General features: G+C 71.7%; 17 protein-coding genes and 2 pseudogenes. 4 read left to right on the top strand and 15 right to left on the bottom strand.

The genetic code is table 11. The features are described from left to right. The 3 genes and pseudogenes from MWU75_RS18785 to MWU75_RS18775 all read right to left on the bottom strand — a co-directional run. Nucleotides 1–723, bottom strand: a pseudogene (locus MWU75_RS18785) (hypothetical protein); the annotation flags it as partial. Between the two features lie 220 nt (nt 724–943). Next, the gene (locus MWU75_RS18780) at nt 944–1,714 is read right to left on the bottom strand and encodes a TetR/AcrR family transcriptional regulator C-terminal domain-containing protein (RefSeq protein ID WP_247093834.1); all 771 of its coding nucleotides are present in this window, start codon (nt 1,712–1,714) and stop codon (nt 944–946) included. Between the two features lie 301 nt (nt 1,715–2,015). Further along, the gene (locus tag MWU75_RS18775; protein ID WP_247093838.1) at nt 2,016–2,306 is read right to left on the bottom strand and encodes an NAD-dependent epimerase/dehydratase family protein; all 291 of its coding nucleotides are present in this window, start codon (nt 2,304–2,306) and stop codon (nt 2,016–2,018) included. Nucleotides 2,307–2,416: 110 nt separating this feature from the next. On the opposite strand from MWU75_RS18775, the gene MWU75_RS18770 reads away from it, so the two are divergent. Continuing rightward, complete coding sequence (locus MWU75_RS18770) at nt 2,417–3,937, top strand: FAD-dependent oxidoreductase (protein WP_247093832.1); 1,521 nt, start codon at nt 2,417–2,419, stop codon at nt 3,935–3,937. Nucleotides 3,938–4,005: 68 nt separating this feature from the next. Here MWU75_RS18770 and MWU75_RS18765 read toward each other — a convergent pair whose 3' ends face one another. Beyond that, a complete protein-coding gene (locus MWU75_RS18765; protein ID WP_247093829.1) occupies nt 4,006–4,554 on the bottom strand; it encodes a hypothetical protein in 549 nt (182 codons plus the stop codon). Nucleotides 4,555–4,711: 157 nt separating this feature from the next. On the opposite strand from MWU75_RS18765, the gene MWU75_RS18760 reads away from it, so the two are divergent. Further along, entirely contained in the window at nt 4,712–5,296 is a 585-nt protein-coding gene (locus MWU75_RS18760; protein WP_247093827.1) for a GNAT family protein, read from the top strand. Here MWU75_RS18760 and MWU75_RS18755 read toward each other — a convergent pair. Beyond that, nucleotides 5,256–6,167, bottom strand: a complete 912-nt coding sequence (locus MWU75_RS18755) for a DUF2268 domain-containing putative Zn-dependent protease (protein ID WP_247093825.1) — start codon at nt 6,165–6,167, stop codon at nt 5,256–5,258. The two genes, MWU75_RS18760 and MWU75_RS18755, sit on opposite strands and share 41 nt — an antisense overlap. Nucleotides 6,168–6,232: 65 nt before the next feature. On the opposite strand from MWU75_RS18755, the gene MWU75_RS18750 reads away from it, so the two are divergent. Further along, nucleotides 6,233–6,754, top strand: coding sequence for an O-acetyl-ADP-ribose deacetylase (locus MWU75_RS18750; protein ID WP_247093823.1), 522 nt, complete (start codon nt 6,233–6,235; stop codon nt 6,752–6,754). Between the two features lie 98 nt (nt 6,755–6,852). On the opposite strand, the pseudogene MWU75_RS20440 reads toward MWU75_RS18750, so the two are convergent. The 6 genes and pseudogenes from MWU75_RS20440 to MWU75_RS18720 all read right to left on the bottom strand — a co-directional run. Continuing rightward, nucleotides 6,853–7,518 (bottom strand): annotated as a pseudogene (locus MWU75_RS20440) (GAF and ANTAR domain-containing protein); the annotation flags it as partial. Nucleotides 7,519–7,598: 80 nt separating this feature from the next. Continuing rightward, complete coding sequence (locus MWU75_RS20435; protein WP_247093821.1) at nt 7,599–8,036, bottom strand: helix-turn-helix transcriptional regulator; 438 nt, start codon at nt 8,034–8,036, stop codon at nt 7,599–7,601. 86 nt (nt 8,037–8,122) lie between these two features. Further along, entirely contained in the window at nt 8,123–8,575 is a 453-nt protein-coding gene (locus MWU75_RS18735; RefSeq protein ID WP_247093819.1) for a hypothetical protein, read from the bottom strand. A 34-nt stretch (nt 8,576–8,609) separates the two neighbouring features. Beyond that, a complete protein-coding gene (locus MWU75_RS18730; protein WP_247093817.1) occupies nt 8,610–9,986 on the bottom strand; it encodes an FAD-dependent oxidoreductase in 1,377 nt (458 codons plus the stop codon). Nucleotides 9,987–10,035: 49 nt separating this feature from the next. Continuing rightward, nucleotides 10,036–14,418, bottom strand: coding sequence for a S8 family serine peptidase (locus tag MWU75_RS18725; RefSeq protein WP_247093815.1), 4,383 nt, complete (start codon nt 14,416–14,418; stop codon nt 10,036–10,038). A gap of 119 nt (nt 14,419–14,537) precedes the next feature. Beyond that, nucleotides 14,538–15,446, bottom strand: a complete 909-nt coding sequence (locus tag MWU75_RS18720) for a cation diffusion facilitator family transporter (protein WP_247093813.1) — start codon at nt 15,444–15,446, stop codon at nt 14,538–14,540. 71 nt (nt 15,447–15,517) lie between these two features. Between MWU75_RS18720 and MWU75_RS18715 the strand changes: the two genes are divergently transcribed. After that, nucleotides 15,518–16,351, top strand: a complete 834-nt coding sequence (locus tag MWU75_RS18715; RefSeq protein ID WP_247093811.1) for a response regulator transcription factor — start codon at nt 15,518–15,520, stop codon at nt 16,349–16,351. On the opposite strand, the gene MWU75_RS18710 is transcribed toward MWU75_RS18715, so the two are convergent. The 4 genes from MWU75_RS18710 to MWU75_RS18695 are packed head-to-tail and all read right to left on the bottom strand — an operon-like array spanning nt 16,324 to nt 20,890. Beyond that, a complete protein-coding gene (locus tag MWU75_RS18710; RefSeq protein ID WP_247093810.1) occupies nt 16,324–17,589 on the bottom strand; it encodes a HAMP domain-containing sensor histidine kinase in 1,266 nt (421 codons plus the stop codon). The genes MWU75_RS18715 and MWU75_RS18710 overlap by 28 nt on opposite strands. A gap of 24 nt (nt 17,590–17,613) precedes the next feature. After that, nucleotides 17,614–18,831 (bottom strand): AMP-binding protein, encoded by a 1,218-nt coding sequence (locus MWU75_RS18705; RefSeq protein WP_247093807.1) that lies wholly within the window; start codon nt 18,829–18,831, stop codon nt 17,614–17,616. An 11-nt stretch (nt 18,832–18,842) separates the two neighbouring features. After that, the gene (locus MWU75_RS18700; protein WP_348647810.1) at nt 18,843–19,688 is read right to left on the bottom strand and encodes an ABC transporter ATP-binding protein; all 846 of its coding nucleotides are present in this window, start codon (nt 19,686–19,688) and stop codon (nt 18,843–18,845) included. Further along, the gene (locus MWU75_RS18695) at nt 19,685–20,890 is read right to left on the bottom strand and encodes an ABC transporter substrate-binding protein (protein WP_247093805.1); all 1,206 of its coding nucleotides are present in this window, start codon (nt 20,888–20,890) and stop codon (nt 19,685–19,687) included. Before MWU75_RS18695 ends, MWU75_RS18700 begins: the two co-directional genes overlap by 4 nt. Nucleotides 20,891–21,005: the final 115 nt, after the last annotated feature.

Below are 21,005 nucleotides of genomic sequence, written 5' to 3'. Positions count from 1 at the left end.
CTCAAACTCCAGATCCGTGCGGGCCCGCTTCTTCGCATCCGCCCGCCACGCGTCGGTCTGGGCCGGGGTCAGCTCATCCATCGAGACCACGCCCTTGTCGGCCAGCAACAACTTGCCCTGCGCCGCGGTCAGCTCCCGCGCCCCGCAGATCAACACCCGCTCCAACCGGCCCGCCGCCCGCGACAACGTGCTCACCGCACCCACCAACGACGACGCCCGACCCTTCACCACCGCCGCCTCCTCACCCGATACAGGCGCAGCATCAGCCGGCACTGAGTCAGGCGGGTCAGCCGGGTCGGAGCCACTAGCGTCGCTGCGGCCAGGGCCGGAGGGACCGGTGGGGTGGTGGGGCCCATCGTCGGCGGCACCCGGGCCGAAGGAGTCAGGTGCCTCAGCGGCTGAAGAGCCGGTGGTGGCGATGCGGGTGAAGAACTCCTGGCCCGGTGCGGCGGCCCCGCGACGGGTCACCGACGCGCACGCCTGGGCCAGGTCGGTCAGCACCGCGCACTCGGCCGGGGCCACCCCCAACCCGGCCAGTGCGACAATCACCGCGTCCTCGGCCAGGGACACGAACTCCACCACCACGGAGCAGTCCGGCACCGGGGCGATCTCCTCCAGCTCCACCTCCCGGACCGGCGGGTCGGCCAGCACCGCCGCCAGGCGCGCCTCCAACACGGACACACCCCCACCCGACGCCTCGAACACCTCCGTGTGACGAGCCACCAACCCCACCTCCCCAACACCCTCGACGAACATCCACCGTTCACGACCACGACCAGTGGTCGGTTCCTTCCCTACACCACACAACTTAGCACATGTGTGCGACACTCGCTCGGCGACACCCCACCACCTGTGGACAGACCCTGCCAGCCGGCACCGACAGCCCCCGGCGACCACACGACATACCTGTGGATGCCCGTCCAGCGCGGGGTCTGTCAGCGCCTCAGCCGGCCGGCGGGTCGAACCAGGCGAGCAGTGCCTCCAGCGTGGTGTCGAACGGCGACGCGGCACCGGACTCCGGGGCGTCCTCGACCGCACGCGCCAACAGCGGGAAGTCGCTCAGGTCCTGCGCTGCCAGGATGTCCCGGCGCGCCGCGGAACTGTCCCCGGCCCCGCCGCCCGTCGCTACATGACCGACCACGAAGCCGATCAGGGCGTAGATCAGGTCCAGCGACCTGCCCGGCGGGAAGCCGGCCTCGCGCAGCGGGATCAGCGCCCGCTCGAGCAGGGCGTGCACCGGTGGCGTCGCGGCCGGTCGCGAGAGCACGACCGGCACCAGATGGGGATGGTCCAGGAGCGTCTGCAGTATGTCGTGCGCGAACCGCCGCATGACCGCTCGCCAGGGCTGTGGGTCGCCGGGGTCGGCGGCATGGGCGGCCGGTGGCTCGGCGCCCTCGGGCGCCGGCACCGCCTGGCTGAACAGATGCTCCACGAGCCCGTCGAGCAGCTCGTCCTTGCTCCCGACGTGGTGATAGAGCGCCATCGCCTCGACCCCCAGCTCTGCGCCGAGGCGACGCATCGACAGCGCCGCCAGCCCCTGCTCGTCGACCAGCCGCACGGCGGCCTCGAGCACGGCCTCCCGGGTGAGTCCGGCGTGCTGCCCGCGAGACCGGACCGGCTCGCGAGACCGGTCCTGCGCACGAGACCGGTCCTGCGCACGAGACCGGTCCTGCGCAGGAGACCGGACCTGGCCGCGGGACCGGGCAGCCGACATGAGTCCTCCTGGAAAGTGGTTTGACTGTTCTACAGCGTATATCTACCGTGGTGGACATGGATGTTATACGGCGTACAACAGACCGACCACCCGAAGGAAGAGACATGCGCAAGACCACTGACACCATGACGACCGACCCCAGGACGACCGAGCCCATGACCCTTGACACCATGACCACTGACACCATGACCACCCGCAGTGTCACCGTGCCGATGCTCATCGGCCTGGCACTCACGATCGTCGTCTCACTCATCGCCCTGCTGGACCCGACCGACAGCGTGGGCCAGCACGTGCGCGAGGCCTACCCGCAGTGGGACGCGGGCACCGTCGCCACCGAGCGGACCGCGATCATCGGCTGGCTGGTCGGCACCGGAGTCCTCGGCATCGTCGGCTGGCTCACCTCGCTCTGGGCAGTCCGTCGGCGCAAGAGCTGGGCCCTGTGGCTCGCCGCCACCTGGTTCGCCCTGGGTGTGCTGGCCGCGGCCCGTCCGGGTGAGCGGACCAGGGCGACGACGTCGTGACCCTCGGCCCGGAGCTGGTGGGCGAGCTCTCCCCCGACGAACCCCGTGGCCCCGGTGAGTGCGTAGCGCATCACCCCATCATCCTCCCGGCGCCACCGGATCGCCCGCGAGAGCCCCACCGTCCCGGCTCGCCGCGCCCCACCGGCCCCCACATGATGGAGGAGACCCGGAGGAGGTAGTCATGCTCGACCTGCCCACACCGCTCTCGCTGTGGCACAGCGACACCCAGACCCCTGACCGGCGCGGCCCGGTCCCGACCGACAGCGACGTCGTGGTCGTCGGCGCCGGCATCGCCGGCCTGACGACCGCGTGCCTGGTGGCCCGCTCTGGCCGCAGCGTCACCGTCCTGGAGGCACGCCAGGTGGGAGCCGGGGTCACCGGCAACACGACGGCCAAGTTCACCGCCCAGCACGGCCTGGTCTATGACTCACTGGGAGGGGACCGAGCCGGGCAGTATGCCGCGGCGCAGGTCCGCGCGCTGGACTGGGTCGCCGAGGTGGTCGCCGCGGAGGAGGTGGACTGCGACTTCGAGCGCCGCGACTCCTACGTCTACACCACCCGCGCGGACCGGGTCCGGGACCTGGCCCGGGAGGCCGAGGCCATGCAGCTCGCCGGGCTCCCGGCCGAGCTGCTCGACGACGCCGGCCTCCCGTTCGAGGTCGCCGCGGCCGTGCGGCTGCCCGACCAGGCGCAGTTCCACCCCCAGCGCTGGCTGCTGCACCTGGCCGCCCAGATCGAGGCGGCCGGTGGCCTGGTGATCGAGGGAGAGGCGGTCCTCAACGTCGACGAGCGTGACGACATACTGCTGGTCGAGACGACCCGCGGGGAGGGAGACTCCCGCGAGACCCGGACCGTCTCCGCGGGGCACGTGGTGATCGCCACGCACTACCCGATCCTGGACCGCGGGCTGCACTTCACCCGGCTCGGGCAGACCCGCGACCTCGTGGTCAGCGGGCCGGTCGCCGGCACGCCGCCGGCGGGGATGTTCATCGATGTCGACGACGGCTGGTCCCTGCGCACCCCGCCCGGGGAGCCGGGCCGGCTGATCGTCGGCGGGGGGCAGCACCCGCCGGGCACCCGGCCCGACCAGGACCAGGTCTTCACCGAGCTGGCGGAGTGGGCGCGGGAGACGGTGGGCCTGCAGGAGGTCACCCACCGGTGGTCCGCGCACGACCTGACGACGCCGGACAGCGTGCCGTATGTCGGGCGGTACCTTCCCGGCAGCACGAACCTCTGGGTGGCGACCGGATTCAACCTGTGGGGCATGAGCAACGGCACGGCCGCCGGGCACCTGCTGCACGACCTGATCACCGGCGACGCCGACCCCGCCCAGGCCGAGCTGATGAACCCCACGCGGGTGAGGGCCGACATGGTGCCGGGCGTGGTCGCCGACCAGGCCGCCGTGGGCAAGCACCTCGTCGGGGGCCTGGCCCGGGCCGTGGCCTCCGGCGACGACGCCGCCGACCTGGCCGACGGCGAGGGGCGGATCCGTCGCGTCGGGGCCCGGGCGGTCGCGAGCTATCGGGACGATGACGGGCTGCTCCACGAGGTGTCCGCGCACTGCACCCACCTGGGGTGTGTCGTGCGGTTCAACGACGCCGAGCGCTCCTGGGACTGCCCCTGCCACGGCTCACGCTTCGACATCAACGGCACGGTGCTCAACGGGCCGGCCACCGAGCCCCTGGCGCCGTTCGAGGGGTGAGGGTGCGTCGAGGCGCGTGAGGGAGGGTCGAGGGTGACGTTGAGCGAAAGGCGTGACGACGCGCAGACTCAGCCCTGCTGCTCGCCCTCGGCCACGGCCCGCTCCAGCTGGGCGTCGGACAGGATCGGCTCGTCGGGGTCCTTGGTGTCGGTCTTTGGGGTGAAGCGCAGGCCGTCCATGTAGGGGGTCGGACCCTTGCGCCGGGCGTTGAGGAACTCCTCGGCGTAGTAGTCACGCGCCTCGCGGGGCGTCCGCGATCCGGTGACGATGTCGTGCGCCAGGTTGAGAGCCAGGAAGTTGGCCTGCTCGTCGTGGCAGCGCGCCGAGATCTCCCCGGCCGTCCGGTCGATCATCACGCTGCCGTCGAAGACCGCCAGCTCGGTGGCCTTCTCGGGTGGCACGTGGTAGTCCAGCACCGACTCCACGCAGTCGATGTGCGGGGCGGGGAACCGGTGCTCGTGGAAGGCCTTGGTCGCGATGATGCGCTTCCAGTCACCGGCGTCGTGCCAGATCAGCCGGGTGTCGGTCGCCTCGTCCGGGTCGCCGTGGGCGTCCAGCACCAGCTGCGCGGCCTCGCGCGACTCCTCTGGCCAGTCCTGTGGGATCGTGAATGTCACGGGATGCCTGCTCACCTGGGTGTTCCTCTCCTCACGGTAGGAGGGCCCGTGTGCGGCGGCGAGCCCAACCAGCACCCCCGCCCGCAACACCCCTGCCAGCAAACCCTCGCCCGGGAAACGGGTGGCACCGAGGGCGAGCGCCTGTGAGGCTGGCCGGATGAGCACCACCCGCACCTTCGCTGACAAGCCGACCCTGACCGGCGACCTGGTCACCCTGCGCCCGGTGGCGCCCGAGGACATCGCTGTGCTGGCCGACATACTGCACGATCCGGAGCTGCGCCGGCTGACCGGGAGCTTTCACAGCACCGCCGAGGCGGAGTCCGCGCAGGAGGACCCGGCGAGGCTGCTGGCGTGGTACTCCACCCGCAACGACCAGACCGACCGGCTGGACCTGATGGTGGTGGACAACGCGACCGGGGAGACCGTCGGGGAGGTCGTGCTCAACGAGTGGGACGAGGGCAGTCGCACCTGCAACTTCCGCACCCTGCTCGGCCCGGCCGGCCGTGGCCGCGGGCTGGGGACCGAGGCGATCCGGCTGCTCATCGACTACGCCTTCACCCATTTGCCGCTGCACCGGATCGACCTGGAGGTCTATGCCTTCAACCCGCGGGCGCAGCGGGTCTACGAGAAGGTCGGGTTCGTGGTCGAGGGCCGTCGCCGCGAGGCGCTGGAGTATGACGGCGAGCGGGTCGACGCGATCATCATGGGTGTGCTGCGGGCCGAGTGGGAGGCTGCGCGTTGAGCGCGATGTCGATGACCTCGCGAGCGGGCACGTGGAGCACCTGGTCGGCGGTCTGGCCCGTGGCCTCCAGGTAGGCGTCGACCAACCGGTTGCCCGCAGAGTAGCCGGCCCCGGCAGGCACGCCGACCGGCGTCGCGCCGAACCGCTCCGCTGCCTCGTCCCCGTGCACCCAGGCCGCAAAGTTGTGCATCCCGGTGATCTCCAGCCCGGTCAGCACCTTCTCGAACGCCGCGTCGTCGTGCCGGGTCGCACGGCCCATCAGGCTGCGCCCGACCTCGTCGCCGTAGAGCTGCCGGGCGAAGGCGTCGGCCAGCCCCTCGGACACGAATTGGTCGCCCACGGTCACCGTGGCAGGGTCCCAGATCACACCTCCGGGCGCGAAGCGCAGGTTGTGGTGCAGCTCGTGGACGGCGATGGCCTCCAGCTGCTCCAGGACCTCCGGTGTCGGCCACACGGTGATGGCGAGATAACCCGTCACGCTGCCGTTGCCGATCACCCCCCGGCCCGCGCCCATGAAGTAGCCGTCCGCGGGGTCACCGAGGAGGAAGAGCACCGTGAGGTCCGGCACCGTGATGCCTGGTGTCGCCGCGAGCTGGGCACCGACGCCGTCGTGCAGAGCCGTCTCGATCCGGGTCCAGGCGTCGGCGCCACGCAACGTCTCCAGCGCCCGCCGGCAGGCCTCCTGGTCGCGGTCGAGCGGGAAGCCGGAGCCCATCGCGTGCATCGCGACCAGGTCCACCTCACCCGGGAAGTAGCGGTACATCCCGGCCGCCGGCTCGATCGCTCGGCGCAGCAGCTCGGGACGGTCCGCGGGCTCGGCCCCCAGGATCTCCTGCATGGCGGCGTCTGTGTCCAGCACGGTGATCGTCATAGTCCCCCACGATAGGAAGGCGCTCCGCCTGGCCCAACCGGTTTAGCCGTTGGCATGATGAGGTGATGACCGTCGTCGAGGCCGTGCAGGGAGATATCACCGCTCAGCAGGTGGACGCGATCGTCAACGCGGCCAACTCCTCGCTGCTCGGCGGCGGCGGGGTCGACGGGGCGATCCACGCCGCGGCCGGGCGGGAGCTGCTCGAGGAGTGCCGGAGGCTGCGGGCGGGCGCGTGGCCCGACGGGCTGCCGGTCGGTGAGGCGGTGGCCACCGGAGCCGGCCGGCTCCCGGCCCGGTGGGTGATCCACACCGTCGGACCCAACCGGCACCGCGGGCAGACCGACCAGGCGCTGCTGGCCAGCTGCTTCACCCGCAGCCTGGACGTGGCGGCGCAGGTGGGGGCGCGGTCGGTGGCCTTCCCGGCCGTGTCCGCAGGCGTCTACGGCTGGGACGCCGCGGAGGTCGCCAGGGTGGCGGTCTCCGCGGTGGGCGACTGGCTGGGCTCCAGCTCCGGGACGCTGGAACTGGTCAGGTTCGTGCTCTTCGGGGAGGACGTCTGCTCCGCCTTCGCGGCCGAGCTGCCCTGAGTCGAGGCGTTCGTGCCGTTCTTGGTCAGGCTGTTCGAGCTGCTCTGGAGCGCCGGACCCTCCAGGGCGCGCGGGTCGGTCTGGTGCACGATGTCCAGCGCCACGTCCCGCAGCTTGGTGTTGGTCTCGTTGGACCGTCGGCGCAGCACCTCGAAGGCCCGGTCGAGGGAGATGCCGTAGCGCTGCATGAGGATGCCCTGGGCCACGCCGATGGCCAGCCGGCTCTGCATCGCGGTGCGCAGCCCGTCCTGGTGGTAGGCCTGCTGCACCGCCACGCCCGAGAGGCGCGCGTAGACCGCGGCCAGGTCGATCGAGGTCTGGTCGAAGGCTCCCGGCCGGCGGGAGTACATGCTCAGCGTGGCCGACGGGCCGTCCACGGGCAGCAGGAGCGTCAGGGACGAGCCGATGCCCCGACTCCTCGCCTCGCGGACCCACCGGGGCCAGCGGGTCTCTCTCCCCAGGTCCTCGATCAGCAGGATCTCGTGGTCCCAGGAGGCCTCGAGGGAGGGACCCTCCTCGAGCTCCACCTGCAGCGCGCCCAGCTCCTGGGCGAGCGGGTCGGTCGCGGTCGCGTGCTCGATCTCCCCGCGGCGCACCAGGGACACCGCGCACAGCTCACAGCCGGGGACGTTGGCACTGGCCACCTCGACCACCTGGTCCAGGGTGTAGTCGAGCTCGGGCTCGGCGCTCAGCCTCTCCACGAGGCCGGCCAGCTCTTGTCCTTGCACGTGGAGACCTCCTGACGAGAGTTGGGTGACGCCCATAGTCTGCGCTGCAGGGGCCTGTGTCACAAGTCCCCTGAGCGCAGGCCCGCACCGACCTGAGCGAATGTCGTCCTTCCCGGTCAGGCGCCGTGCAGGGTCTGGCTCGGCAGCATGCCGAAAGCCTGGCGGTACTGCGCGGCGAACCGGCTGTTGTTCGGGAAGCCCCAGCGCGTGGCGATGGCCGTGACGGTGGCGCCCGCCTGCGAATCGCCCCGCACGAGCTCCGCGTGCACACGGTCGAGGCGCACCCTCCGCAGGTGGGCCATCGGCGTCGTGTCCAGCTCCCGACGGAAGGCCAGCTGCAGGCTGCGCACCGAGACCATGACCGCCCCCGCGATGTCCGCCACCCCGATCTGGAGGTCGGGGTTGGTCTCCATGTAGGCGATGGCCCGTCGGGTGATCACGGCCGAGGAGCTGCGCCCCTCCGGCTCGGGAGTCGCGGCGGTCCGGTCGAAGGTGCTGAGCAGGGTGGCGGCCAGCAGTCGACCGGCCTCCTCGAGCACCAGCGGATGGGACACCGCGTCCTCCTCGTCGGTCAGATGCGTGACGTAGTCGACGACCCGCTGCCAGGTGCGCGCCGCCCGGGGGTCGAGCGGTTCGGTGGTCAGGCGCCGTAGCCGCGCCGGCGCCGGGTCCGGGTCGTCGGGCTGATCAGACGGTGGATGAGGGAGGTCTCCACGCCGATGAGCTCGAAGTGCGCCCCGTGCACCCGGGTGCGATAGGGGCTGTCGGGGGGCGCGACGAGCACCACCTTACCGGTGCCCACCCGGCGGTGCTCGCGACCGACCTCGATGTCCATCGTGCCGCCGAGCACCCGGCAGACGACCAGGCGCTTCAGCGGATCCATCGTGTACTGCGTGGTCAGCGTGTTGTGGAAGGTGTCCAGATGCACCTCGCCGAGGTCGCGCCGGGCCTGCCGGAACCGGAAGCCCTCCTGGCTGCCGGAGATCCGCAACCTGCTGTCGGAGTAGGCCTCCGCCACCAGGGCACGCGCCAGCTCCGGGTCACGGGTGCGGAAGTCGGTGAGCACCGGGCTGTGCATGCGGGCGACGGTCACCTCCCCAGTGTCCCAGCGGAGACCGCAACGAACGTCACCCGCGACCCGCGCGACCGCCCGCCAGGACCTCGTTGAGCGCCTCGGTGGTCGACGGGTGGGTCCAGATCCCGTCCAGGAGCTGTTGTCTCGTGGTGCCGGTGCGCATCGCGAGCGCCACCAGGTTGACCAGCTCCTGGGCGTCGACGGTGTGCAGCGCCGCACCGAGGACCGCGTCGGTGTCGGCGTCGACGACGACCTTGATCAGGCCGTGGGTCTCCCCCAGTGTCTTGGGGCGCGGCATGACCGCGATCGTGGCGACCTCCTTGGCATAGACGGTGACGCGGCGGCCCTGCCCCACGGCCTCGGTCTCGGAGAGCCCGACCCGGCCCAGCGGCGGGGTCATGAAGAGGGTCGTCGGCACGGCCACCCGGTCCGCACGACTGCGACCGCCCGAGCCCGCGAGCTGGGACAGCACGATCCGGTAGTCGTCATACGACACGTAGGTCTGCTGCGGCCCGCCGTTGACGTCACCGACGGCCCAGACCCCCTCGGCGCTCGCCCGGAGCAGGTCGTCGACCACCACCTCGCCGCGCTCGCCCACGTCGATCCCGGCCGTCTCCAGGCCCAGGCCAGCGGTCGCGGGCACCCGGCCCACGGCGACCAGCGCCGCGTCGGCGGTGACGTCGCCGGCGCGGGTGCGCACCGTCATACTGCCGCCGTCGTCCTCGATCGCGGTCGGCTCGGCACCGGTGAGGATGCGCACGCCCTCGTCCTCCAGCGCCTGCTGCACCGACGCGGCGACGTCCGGGTCCTCGCGCCGCAGGATCCGCTCGCCGCGCTCGAGCAGCGTGACCTCGCTGCCGAACCGGGCGAACATGCTCGCGAACTCCAGCGCAACCGGCCCCGCCCCCACGATCGCCAGCCGCGCCGGGAACGGGTCGACGTGCTGGATCGAGGTGGAGTCGTGCACCCGCGGGCCGTCCGCGCCGGGCACGTCGAGCCGGCGCGGCACCGCGCCGGTGTTGACGATGACCTGCTCGGCCACGATCTCCAGCTCGTCCGGGCCGCCGGTGACTCGCACGCGACGCGGACCGGTGAACTCCGCGACGCCGCCGACGACGAGCCGCACCTGGTCGACCGGCTCGAGCATCGCCCGGTTGGCCGCGTTGAGCTTCTCGATCAGGGTGTCCCGGCGGTCGACCGCGGCGCGGAAGTATGCCGAGGCGTCATCCTCCTCCCGCCGCCCCTGAGCGCTGTGGACCAGCGCCTTGGTCGGCACGCAGCCGATGTTGATGCAGGTGCCGCCGACCATGTCCGCGGCCTGCTCCACCAGGGTGACGCTGCGCCCGGCGCGGCCGAGGGCACCGGCGAGCGTCTTGCCCGCCTTGCCCCAGCCGAGGACGAGGATCTCGGTCTGGAGTGACTGGGTCATGCCCGTGACGCTACGCGCTGCCAGCCTTCCGTGCCGTGGATCGACTCGCTCAAAGGTCGGAGCACTGGCCCGAGCGTGGACCCTCCACCGTGTTGGGACGACCGTCGTCGGTCGGCGGCGGCGTGTTCCGGTTGCAGGTGAGCGGACCGCCGATGGTGTTGTCCGCGATCAGGATCGGCACCTCGCCGGTGGAGTTGCGGTCCAGCGTGACCGGACCGTTGACGGTGTTACCGTCGACGGTGACCACGCCCGTGCCGGACCGCAGCGTCAGCGGGCCGTTGATGACCGAGTCGGTGACCTCCACGCCCTGCGCCCGGTTGCCGGAGACCGGTCCGCTCACGGTGACGTCGTCGGCGAACAGGCTGCCGCCGCGGACCGTGACCGGGCCCTGCACCGTGGCACCGGCCGCGAGGCAGGTGAGGCCGCCGGTGGCGGTGACCGGTCCGGAGTGCGTGCCGGTGATCGTGGTCGCGCAGGTCTGGCCGGTCACCGTCATGGTCACCAGGACCGGGACGTAGGGCGTGGCCGGGTCGTCGCTGCTGACGCAGAGGTTGGCGGTGTAGTCACCAGCCGCGAGACCGGTGCTGTCCATGAGCACCCGCACGCCGGACTCCTGGCCGCGGGCCGTCTGGCCCGAGGCAGGGTCGACGTCCAGCCACGGGACCTCCTCCGGCGTCTGGCAGCCCATCAGGTCGGGCATGACGACCTCGGAGATGAACCGCCCACGGCCGTCCTCCTGCTCCAGCTCCTCCACGGCACCGGTGCGGTCGATCTCGAAGACGCCGTCCTCGGTCGTGGTCAGGATGTTGCCGTTGCCGAGCGGGTGGACGCCGGCGATCGAGGTGGCGCCCTCGACCGTGTAGTGGCCGAGGTGCTCGCCGCTCGCGGAGTACTCGTGGATGCCGCGCGGCAGCGTGCCGGTGCGGGTGCTCCAGTTGGCCACCAGGACGGTGTCCTCGGGGGTCTCGGCGATCTGCTCCGGCCAGTTGAGGTCCGTCGCGAAGGCCTCGTTGGCGCTCGAGCCATCCGGGCTGAAGGAGTGGATCGACCTGCTGCCGTTCGCAGAGACGAGGACGTCGTCGTCGCGGAAGGTGACGAACCACGGCCCGTCAAGCCCGTCCAGGCCCGGCTCGACGAAGCGGCCGAGATAGGTGCCGTCGGCGTCGAACTCGACGAGCGAGTCGCCGTTGTCGCCGTTGGCGACCGTGACGATCAGGGTGCCCTCCGGCGACCACGCCATCCCGCGGATGTTCTGCATGATCGAGCGGTCCTCGCCCTCCTTCGTCGGGGCGAAGAAGCCCGTGAAGTTGCCGTCCAGGTCGTACTCGGTGATCACGTGCTGGATCTGGTCGGCCACCAGGAAGCCGGTGTGGTCGGCGTTCGGCAGCACGTGGTTCGGGGTGTAGAGCGTGCTGTCGCTGAAGGCGTAGTGGGGGATGAACGTCTCGTCGATCAGCGACCCGTCCGCCCGGTCGAACGCCATGATCCCGCGGTGGCTGGAGCTGGAGTTGGGCACCAGCAGCACGCCCTCGCGCAGCTGCTGGATGCGCTCGTCCGACGGCCCTGCCTCGGGGTCCTCGAAGGTCCAGTCGAGCACGCCGTAGCCGGCGTTGCCGATGGTCAGGGACTCGGAGGTCACGGTGCCGGCGGGCTGGGTGACCGCGAGCTCCCCGGTGCTGACGTCGACCACCGGGATCTCGACGACCTCCAGGGCCAGCGCCACCGTGACGACCGGGTTGTGCGGGTCGTTGGAGGCCAGGCAGAGGCTCGCGGCATACTGCCCGCCGCTCATGTCGGCGGAGTCGAAGGTGACGGTCACCTCCTGCTCCTCCCCGGTCGCCAGGGAGCCGGAGGCCGGGTCGACGCCGACCCAGGCCGGGAGGGCGCACCCGCCGTCCTGGCCGACCGTCCACTCCATCGGCGCCCCGCCCTCGTTGGTGATGGTGACGGTGTGCGTCGCCTGCTCGTCCACGCCGAGCAGGGAGGAGATCTCGGTCGGCTCCACGACCATCTCGGCCTCGCCCTTCACCAGCACGACCGGGTAGTGCACGTCGGCCACCTGGGCCCCACCGCCGTGGGTGCCGTCAGTGGTCAGCCGGACGTCGCCGAACAGCGCCTCCCCACCGGTGAGACCGGCCATGTCGGCGGTGACCGTGATCGTCTGCGTCGCGCCGGCCTCGATGGTGAAGCTGGCCGGCTCGACCGTCATGGTCACCCCCTCCGGCGCGCTGACCGAGGTGGAGTATGTCGTCGCGACGTCGGCCACGCTCGTCACCTCGCGGGTCCACGAGCAGGTGCCGAGGCAGTTCTGGTCGACGAACGCGGGCAGGTTGAGGGTCTTGGGGTCGCCGCCCTCGTCGGGGTCGGCGGCCTGGAAGTCCTCCACGGACTCGTCCAGCACCAGCCCGACCCGCCCCGCGGCGTCGAGGTCCAGCAGACCCGACCCCACGTCATACGGGTCGGCGGGGGTGGTGCCGTCGTCCTTGAGCATGCCCTCGGCCACGGCGGTGGAGGCCAGCGCCGAGCGGATCTCCGCGGGCGACCAGTCGGGGTGCAGGGCGCGCAGCAGTGCGCCGGCCCCGGCTCCGTGGGGCGAGGACATGGAGGTGCCCTGCATGAACTCGTAGCGCGCCGTCTGCCCGTCGCTGGCCATGGTGGCCGCCAGGATGTTGCGGCCAGGCGCGGCGAAGGTCGGGGCCAGCAGGTCGAAGTCGCTGGGGCCGCGCGAGCTGAAGTCGGCGACCATCGTGGACCACTCGTCGGTCATGGTCAGCACCGTGGAGCTGTCCAGGGTGACCGTGGCGCCCGGGTGGGCGACGACGAACTCGCGCAGCGCGGTGCCCTCGCCGTTGGCGACCATCACCGAGGGGATGTCGGTGCTCTCCAGCGCGCCCATCACGACCGGCGGCCCGGGGAACTGGTTGACCATGATCACGGCGATGGCGCCGGCGTCCTCGGCGTTGTCCACCTTGACCGAGAAGTTGCAGTCGCTGCGCTCGATGAGGGCCAGGGTGCCCTCGAACACGCCGGCCGGGAAGTCCTCGCACCCGCGGCCGTTGTCGGGGTCGACGACCGAGGCCTCGCGCAGCTCGCCCGAGACCGGCGTGGTCACGCCGGGCCCCGTGCCCGGGACGCCGGCCAGGCCGGTGACCTCCTCCGGCACCGGGGTCGGCCCGGTCACCGAGACGTCGTGGGCGATGAGGCGGGGGCTGTTGGTCGCGGCGACCGCGGCGTTCCACGGGGCGGTCTTGGCGACCGTGGATGCGCCGGGGCCGTCGTTGCCCGCCGAGGCGGCCACGAAGATGCCCGACTCGTAGGCCGCCAGGAAGGCGAGGTCGACCGAGTTGCCCCACGGGTTGTCGGGCCCGGAGATGGAGTAGTTGAGCACGTCGGTGCCGTCGATGATCGCCTGCTCCACGGCGGCCACGCTGGCGAGCGAGCTGCACAGGATGCTGCAGACCTTGTAGGAGATGACGTTGGCGCGGGGGGCGACGCCCGAGACCGGTAGCTCGTAGGTGTCGGCGCCGACCTGGAAGACGGCGGTGTGGGCGTTGCCGGCCATGGTGGAGCCGGTGTGGCTGCCGTGGCCGTTGTCGTCCAGGGCGCTGCCCGCGCCGAGCATGGTGTAGGCGCCGATCAGCTTGTCGTTGCAGATGTCCTCGTGGGGCGTCGCGTCCGGAGCGCAGACCCCGACGTAGGTGCCGGCCCCGTTGGGGTTGGTGTGCGTGTAGCCCTCACCGTCGGTCGCGGCGAAGGAGGGGTGCTCGGCGTTCACGCCGGTGTCGAGCATCCCGACGATGACGCCCTCCCCCTTGGTCCCGACGCCGTCGCCGGTCTCCCCCGCCCAGATCGCCGGGCTGTTGATGATGTCGTTGCTGACGTCGGTGTCCAGCTCCCACTCCTGGTCGGGCTCGACGGCCGCGATGCCCGGCTGCCCGACCAGGGCGGTGGCCTCCTCGGCGCTCAGCTCGAGGGCTATCCCGTTGAGCGCGTGGGTGTAGGAGTCGGTCACCACGACGTCGCGTCCGAGCAGGTCCTCGATCGCCAGGCCGGCCTCCTCCTGCACCTCGGCGAGGTGGTCCAGGTAGGCGCGGCTGTCGCTGCTGTCGACGTCGAGCCGGGCCTCCCCGGTGGCCTCCGGGCTCGTCGCCGCCAGCGCGTCGGTGCCACCCTGGTAGGTGGCCAGCGGCGACTCCTCGAGGCGCACCAGGTAGACGCCGCTCGGCGACTCCGGGAGCAGCTCGTCCGCGGTCCCGGGCGAGAGCTCGGGCGAGGCAGCGGCGGACCGGGCTGACGACATACTGGCGCCGGCTGGGTCGTCGGTGACGTCGTCGACGACGCGGGACTGCGCGATCTGCGGGGCGGCGAGGGTCAGTCCGAGGGCTAGGGCGAGGGACGCAGCGACACGGCTGCGCGAGCGGGGGGTCGGCATAGTTCCGGACGCTAGGCGCCCGGATCAGGGCGGACAACCCGCAAATGGTCAGGTTTCATCAACATTTCCCGGGCACCTCATGGACACCCGCTGGACAGACCTGTCGACCCGGGGCCCGGTCAGTCGTGCGTCTGCGCCTCGTGGTCGGCGTGGCTGGGCGGCTCCAGCTGGAACGTGGCGTGGTCGATGGCGACCGGGAAGTGCTCGGCGACACAGGCCTGCAGCGCATCCAGCACCTGGGGCGCGTGGCCGTCCAGGAAGCACTCGTCGTCCACGACGACGTGCGCGGTCAGCACCGGCACGCCTGTGGCGATCTGCGAGGCGTGCAGGTCGTGCACGCCCTGCACGTGCGGCACCCCGAGCAGGTGCTCGCGCACCTGCTCCAGGTCGAGGCCCGCCGGCGTGGACTCCAGCAGGATCCGCGTGGTCTGGCGCAGCAGCACGAGGGTGCGCGGGATGATCAGCACCGCGATGAGCATGCCGGCCAGCGCGTCGGCCCGGGTCCAGCCGGTGGTGGCGATGACGACGGCGCTGACGATGACCGCGACGGAGCCCAGCGCGTCGTTGACCACCTCCAGGAAGGCGGCCCGCAGGTTGAGGTTGGCCGAGCGCCCGCCGGCGAGCACCAGCAGCGCGGCGATGTTGCCGGCCAGGCCGATGATGCCGAAGACCAGCAGCCCGGCATGCGCGACCTCGGGCGGGTCGGTGAGGCGGCGGACCCCCTCGATCAGCGCGTAGACCCCGACGGCGAGCAGCACCGCGGCCTGCGCGGCCGCCGCCAGCACCTCGGTCCGCTGGTAGCCCCAGGTGCGGGTCGACGTCGCGGGCCGGAGCATCAGGGAGGCCGCGACCAGAGCCATCAGCAGGCCGCCGGCGTCGGTGAGCATGTGCCCGGCGTCCACCAGCAGCGCCAGGCTGCCGGTGACCACCGCACCGACCACCTGCGTCACCAGGATGACGGCGGTGATCGCGAAGGCGATGGCGAGCCGGCGGCGGTTGGTGGCGTGCTCGCCGTGGTCGTGGCTCACACCCTCGATCGTAGTGATCACCGCGGGGTGCGAGGGCAATCCCTGTCGGGCGGTGCGGCAGTATGACGTCCATGACGACCTCCGATGCGACCGGTGTCGACGTGGCCGGGTTCGACGCGGCCAGCTCGGGCGCGACCGGCTCGGGCACGACCGGCTCGGGCGCGGCCGGCTCGGGCGCGGCCGCGTCCCGCGCGGCGCGCGTCCTCGTGGTGGATGACGAGAAGGCGCTGGCCGACGTGGTCAGTCGCTATCTTCACCGGGGTGGCTACGACGTCACGCAGGCCCACGACGGTCTGAGCGCCCTGCAGCTGGCCCGCGCCCTGAGCCCGGACGTGGTGGTCCTCGACCTGAACCTGCCGGGCCGTGACGGCCTGGACGTCTGCCGCGAGCTGCGGGAGTTCTCCGACTGCTACGTGGTGATGCTGACCGCGCGGGTGGAGGAGGTCGACACGCTGCGGGGTCTGTCCGTGGGCGCCGACGACTACGTCACCAAGCCGTTCAGCCCGCGCGAGCTGGTGGCGCGCGTCGACGCGATGCTGCGCCGGCCCCGCCAGCGCACCGCCGCAGCGGGCGAGCCCGTCGAACAGGCTCCCGGGAGCCAGCGGGAGTGGGGCGGCCTCGTGCTCGACCTGGAGAGCTGGCAGGTCACGGTCGACGGGAAGCCGGTGGAGCTGACCCGCACCGAGTTCGACCTGCTGGACGCGCTGTCCTCCACCCCCGGGCGGGTGCTGAGCCGGCCCGACCTCATCGTCGAGGTGTGGGGCGACTCCTGGGTCGACGACGAGCGGCTCGTCGACGTGCACATCGCCCACCTGCGCCGCAAGCTCGGGGACCCGGCGGGCGACCCGCGGTTCATCCGCACGGTGCGCGGCCGGGGCTATCGGTTCGGGTCGGTCGACTCCTGAGCCGACGGCGACCGGCTGTCGGTGCGCCCGTCCGCCGAGATGTCGGTGCCCCTTCCGGCTGAGGTGTCGGTGCGCCTTCCCGCTGGGGCGCCTGGGCGTCGGGTGGTGGGCAGCCAGAACATCACGGTCGTGCCCAGGCCCGGTCCGGAGCTGTGCACCCGCAGGTCGCCGTGGTGGGCACGCACGATGGCCGTGGCGATCGTCAGGCCTACACCCGACCCGTGGGGCCGCTCGTCCGCGCCCTCGTCGCCACGGTAGAAACGCATCGTGATGTGGGGCAGGTCCTTGGGCGCGATGCCCCGGCCGGTGTCCCGCACCTCCACCCGCACCATGTCGGTGCCCCTGGTGACGTGGACGGTGACCGACCCACCGCCGGGGGTGTGCCGCAGGGCGTTATCGAGCAGGTTGGTGAGCACCTGCTCCAGGCGCTGGGCGTCCCCCTGCACGACCGGCAGGTCCCTGCCGATCTCCCGGTGCAGGTCCACCCCGCGCTCCTGCGCGAGCGGGGTGGCGGCGACCACCGTCGTGTTCACGACGTCCTCGATCGCGACGGGCGCGAACTTGAGGTCCACCCGTTCCTCCGCCCGGGAGACGGCGCCGATGTCGTCCGCCAGCCGCGCCAGCCGCTGGGTCTGAGCGCGCAGGACGGTCAGCGTCTGCTCGTCGAACTCGGCGACGCCGTCCTCCGCGGCCTCCAGATAGGCGTCCAGGGTCGCGATCGGGGTGCGCAGCTCATGGGCGAGGTCCCCGAGCAGCTGCTTGCGCGTGAGCTCGACGGTCTGCAGCTGATCCGCCATCACGTTGAAGGCGTTGACCAGTGCGTCGACGTCACGGCCGAGCCGGGGCGACGGCACCCGTAGGGCGAAGTCACCGGAGGCGATCCTGGCCGCGGCCGCCACGACGCCGTGGACGAGCCGATCCAGCCGCTGGGCGATCAGCAGGCTCAGGATGAGTGCCACGACCAGGGAGACCAGGATCGCGACGAGGCCCGAGAAGGTGTTCGCCGAGCGGAACGCGTCCGGGGTGCGCGAGGCCCGCGTCGAGCCCTCGGCGAAGAGCCGGGTCTCCAGGATGGTGTCCACGACCCACAGGGTCCCCACCGCCACCACGATCACCAGGACCAGGGCGCCCAGCACCCGCAGCGACAACCCGCTCAGCACCAGCCGCCGCAGCCTGCCGGCCGGCCGCTCCTCACGGTCCGGGGCCAGGTGGTCGAGGTCATCCACGCGCGCAGCCATGCCGCCATCTTCCCGCGCGGTGGCTCAGTCCCAGTCGCGGGTGTCCAGGATCGGCCCGTCGCCCGGGCTGAGCTGCTCGACCGCGACGACCTCGGCGCGGAAGCGCAGGCCCTCCCGCACCCGGGGGCCGAGGGAGGCCACGAGCTCCGCGGCGTCCACGCCCGGGGCAGGGACGACCTCGCACCGAAGGGTGTCGACGTGGTCGACGCGGCCCACCACGAAGCGGTAGTCGGCGACCCCGGGCACCCCGGCCATCACCGGCGCGATCTGCGCCGGGTGCAGAAACATGCCCTTGACCTTGACTGCGGCACCGGTCCGACCGAGCACGCCGCGCAGCCTCAGCGACCCGTCGGGGCCGAGCATCCACCCGGACAGGTCACCGGTGCCGAAGCGCACGAGCGGGTAGTCCGGGCGCAGCACGGTCACCACCACCTCACCCTCGGTCTCGTCGGTGATCGGCGCTCCGGTCGCGATGTCACAGACCTGCACCAGCACCCCGTCGGCCAGCACCAGGCCCGCGCCGTCGCCGTTTTCATAGGCAAGCAGCCCGGTCTCCCCCGTGCCGTAGGCCATCCGCACCGTCCCGACCCGCTCGGTCAGCACCGCGCGCAGCGAGTCCGGGAGCGGCTCGGCGGTCACCATCGCCCGGTCCAGCCGCCACCGCTCACGCGGGAGGCCGGCCTCGTCATACCGCTCCACCAGGGCCTTGAGATAGCTGGGCAGGCCGGAGTATGCCGTCACGCCGAGATCCGCGATCGCCTGCACCTGCAGGTCCTGGTTGCCGATGCCGCCGGGCAGCACCCGGGCGCCGACGGCGAGCGCCCCGGCCTCCATCATCGCCCCGGCCGGTGACAGGTGGTAACCGAAGGCGTTGAGCACCGTGTCGCCGGGGCCGATGTCCAGGTCGGAGAAGACCTGGCCCCAGCGCCAGCTGTCGGCACCGGCCAGCTGCGGCTCGTAGAGCGGCCCGGGCGACTGGAAGACCCGCACCACCTCGGCCCCGTCCGCGAGCAGCCCACCGAACGGCGGCTCCTCCCGCTGGAGGTCGATCACCGCGTCCTTGGGCAGGACGGGCAGCTCGGAGAGCGCGGCGACCGAGGTCACCGCGGCCGGGTCGACCCCGGCGGCGGCGAACCTGCGGGCCAGCCCCGGCACCGCCTCCGCCCGACCCATCAGGTCGGCCACCGCCCGATCCAGCCCCCGAGCCTGCAGGTGGTCCTGCAGGGCAGCATCGATTGACATGGCTTCTCTCCTCAGAGCCAGCGCTTGCGCCGCTTGTAGTGCTTGACGTCGCGATAGCTCTTGCGACTGCCCTCCTCGCCGAGGCCGAGGTAGAACTCCTTGACGTCCGGGTTCTCCGCCAGGTCCCGGGCCGGGCCCTCGAGCACGATCCGCCCTTGCTCCATGATGTAGCCGTGGTCGGCGACCTCCAGGGCGCGGCGGGCGTTCTGCTCGATCACGAGCACAGTCAGCCCGCGCTCCTCGTTGAGCCGCTTGATGTAGCCGAAGATCTCCTGCACCAGGAGCGGAGCCAGGCCGAGCGACGGCTCGTCGAGCATCAGCAGCTTGGGGCGGGCCATGAGGGCGCGACCGATCGCCAGCATCTGCTGCTCGCCACCGGAGAGGTAGCCGGCGACCCGGCTGCGCATGTCCGCCAGCTTGGGGAAGTAGGAGTAGACCAGGTCCAGGTCCTCGTCCGAGCCCTTCTGCGTGTAGGCGCCGGCCGTCAGGTTCTCGGCGATGGTGAGGTGCTCGAAGACGTGTCTTCCCTCCATGCACAGGCTCATCCCGAGCTTGACGCGCTCCGCGGCGTCCACCCTCGTGATGTCCCGGCCCTGGAAGGTGACGCTGCCGTCGGTCACCTCGCCGTGCTCGCTGGGCAGCAGTCCGGAGACCGCCTTGAGCGTCGTGGACTTGCCGGCCCCGTTGGAGCCGAGCAGCGCCACGATCTTGCCCTCGGGCACCGACAGCGACAGCCCGCGCAGCACCAGGATCACGTCGTCGTAGATGACCTCGACGTTGTTCAGGGCCAGCATGGACCCCGCCCCGGGGGCGGCTGCTGCCGCCCCCGGGGTGGTGGTGTCGGTGTGGGAGGTCACGGCGTCGCGCTCGCCTCGAGCTCGACCATCTCGCCGCCCTGCGCCTGGTAGATACCGGTCGAGGTGGTCCCGCGGTGGCTGTCCGCGGAGAACTCCAGGGCGCCACCACCGATGACCTCACCGGTGTCGATCGGGCCCATGGTCTCCAGCGCCTCGCGGATGTTGGCACCGGTCAGCTCGTTGCCGTCGGCCAGCGTGGCCTCCATGCCCTCGGCCATGGCGTGCATGGCGTACCAGCCCTGCACCCACGAGGTGCCGATGGTCGCCGGGTCGGTGCCCTCCTCCTCGAGGTACTCGGTGATCGGCTCGTGGCCGGGCTTCCCGGCGCTCAGCGGGGCGAACGGCTGGATCAGGATGTGACCCTCGGCGACATCGGCACCGGCGGAGTCGATGAACAGCTCGTTCGCGCACCAGTTGAGGCAGACGATCTTGATGTCCAGGCCCTGGGCCGCGATGTCCTTGGCCACCAGCGCCGCCGGGGAGGCAACGTTCTGGATCACGATGTACTTCGCGCCCTGGGACTGGGCCTGCGACAACAGACCGACGTAGTTCTGCGAACCCGCGGGCATCGCGTAGGCGGTGTAGCCCAGGTCATAGCCCTTCTCGTCGATCCAGTCCTGGCCGTCCTGCACCGGTGCCTGGCCGAACGGGCTGTCGTTGTGGAAGACCGCGACCTCGCCGCTGCCGCCGGAGTCCTCGTTGATCCAGTTGAGGGCGACGCGCATCTGGTCGGAGTAGGTCGGGGCCACGACGAAGTTGTAGGCCGCCTCCTCCGGGTCGGTCAGCGGCTCGGCGAAGGAGCCGGACATGAAGGGCAGCTCGTCGTTGGCCACGCTGGCCGACAGGGCCTCGGTGTCACCGGTGCCCCAGCCCTGGATGGCCACGACACCGTCGTTGACGTACTGCTTGTAGAGCGACTCGGCCTGAGGGACCTCGTAGGCGTAGTCGTTCGACTCGGCCTCGATCTGGCGGCCCTCGATGCCGCCGTCAGCGTTGCGCCAGTCGATGTAGGCGAGCATCCCCTGGTTGTAGGGCGTGCCGACGTCGCCGGTCGCGCCACTGAGGTCGGCGATGATGCCGATCTTGATGGGCTCGCCGGAGCCGGCGTCGCCGCCACCCCCGTCGTCGCCGCCGCACGCGGACAGGATGAGCGCGGAGGCGGCGGCCAGAGCCACCGCCACGTTGCGGGACTTTCCGAACATTTCGTTCTCCTTCTGTGGGGTGTCGCTTCGCGTTGTATGTCGTCGGGACCGGTTCGGTGGACTGGTCGGGGTGGGCGGGGGACACGCGGCCGTGGTCACGTGGGTGGGGCCGGTA

It is taken from the genome of Ornithinimicrobium sp. F0845, from assembly GCF_023015765.1.
Classification (GTDB): Bacteria; Actinomycetota; Actinomycetes; order Actinomycetales; family Dermatophilaceae; genus Ornithinicoccus.
The sequence above is the reverse complement of the archived record's forward strand: the minus strand, read 5'-3'. Positions and strand labels throughout refer to the sequence as shown.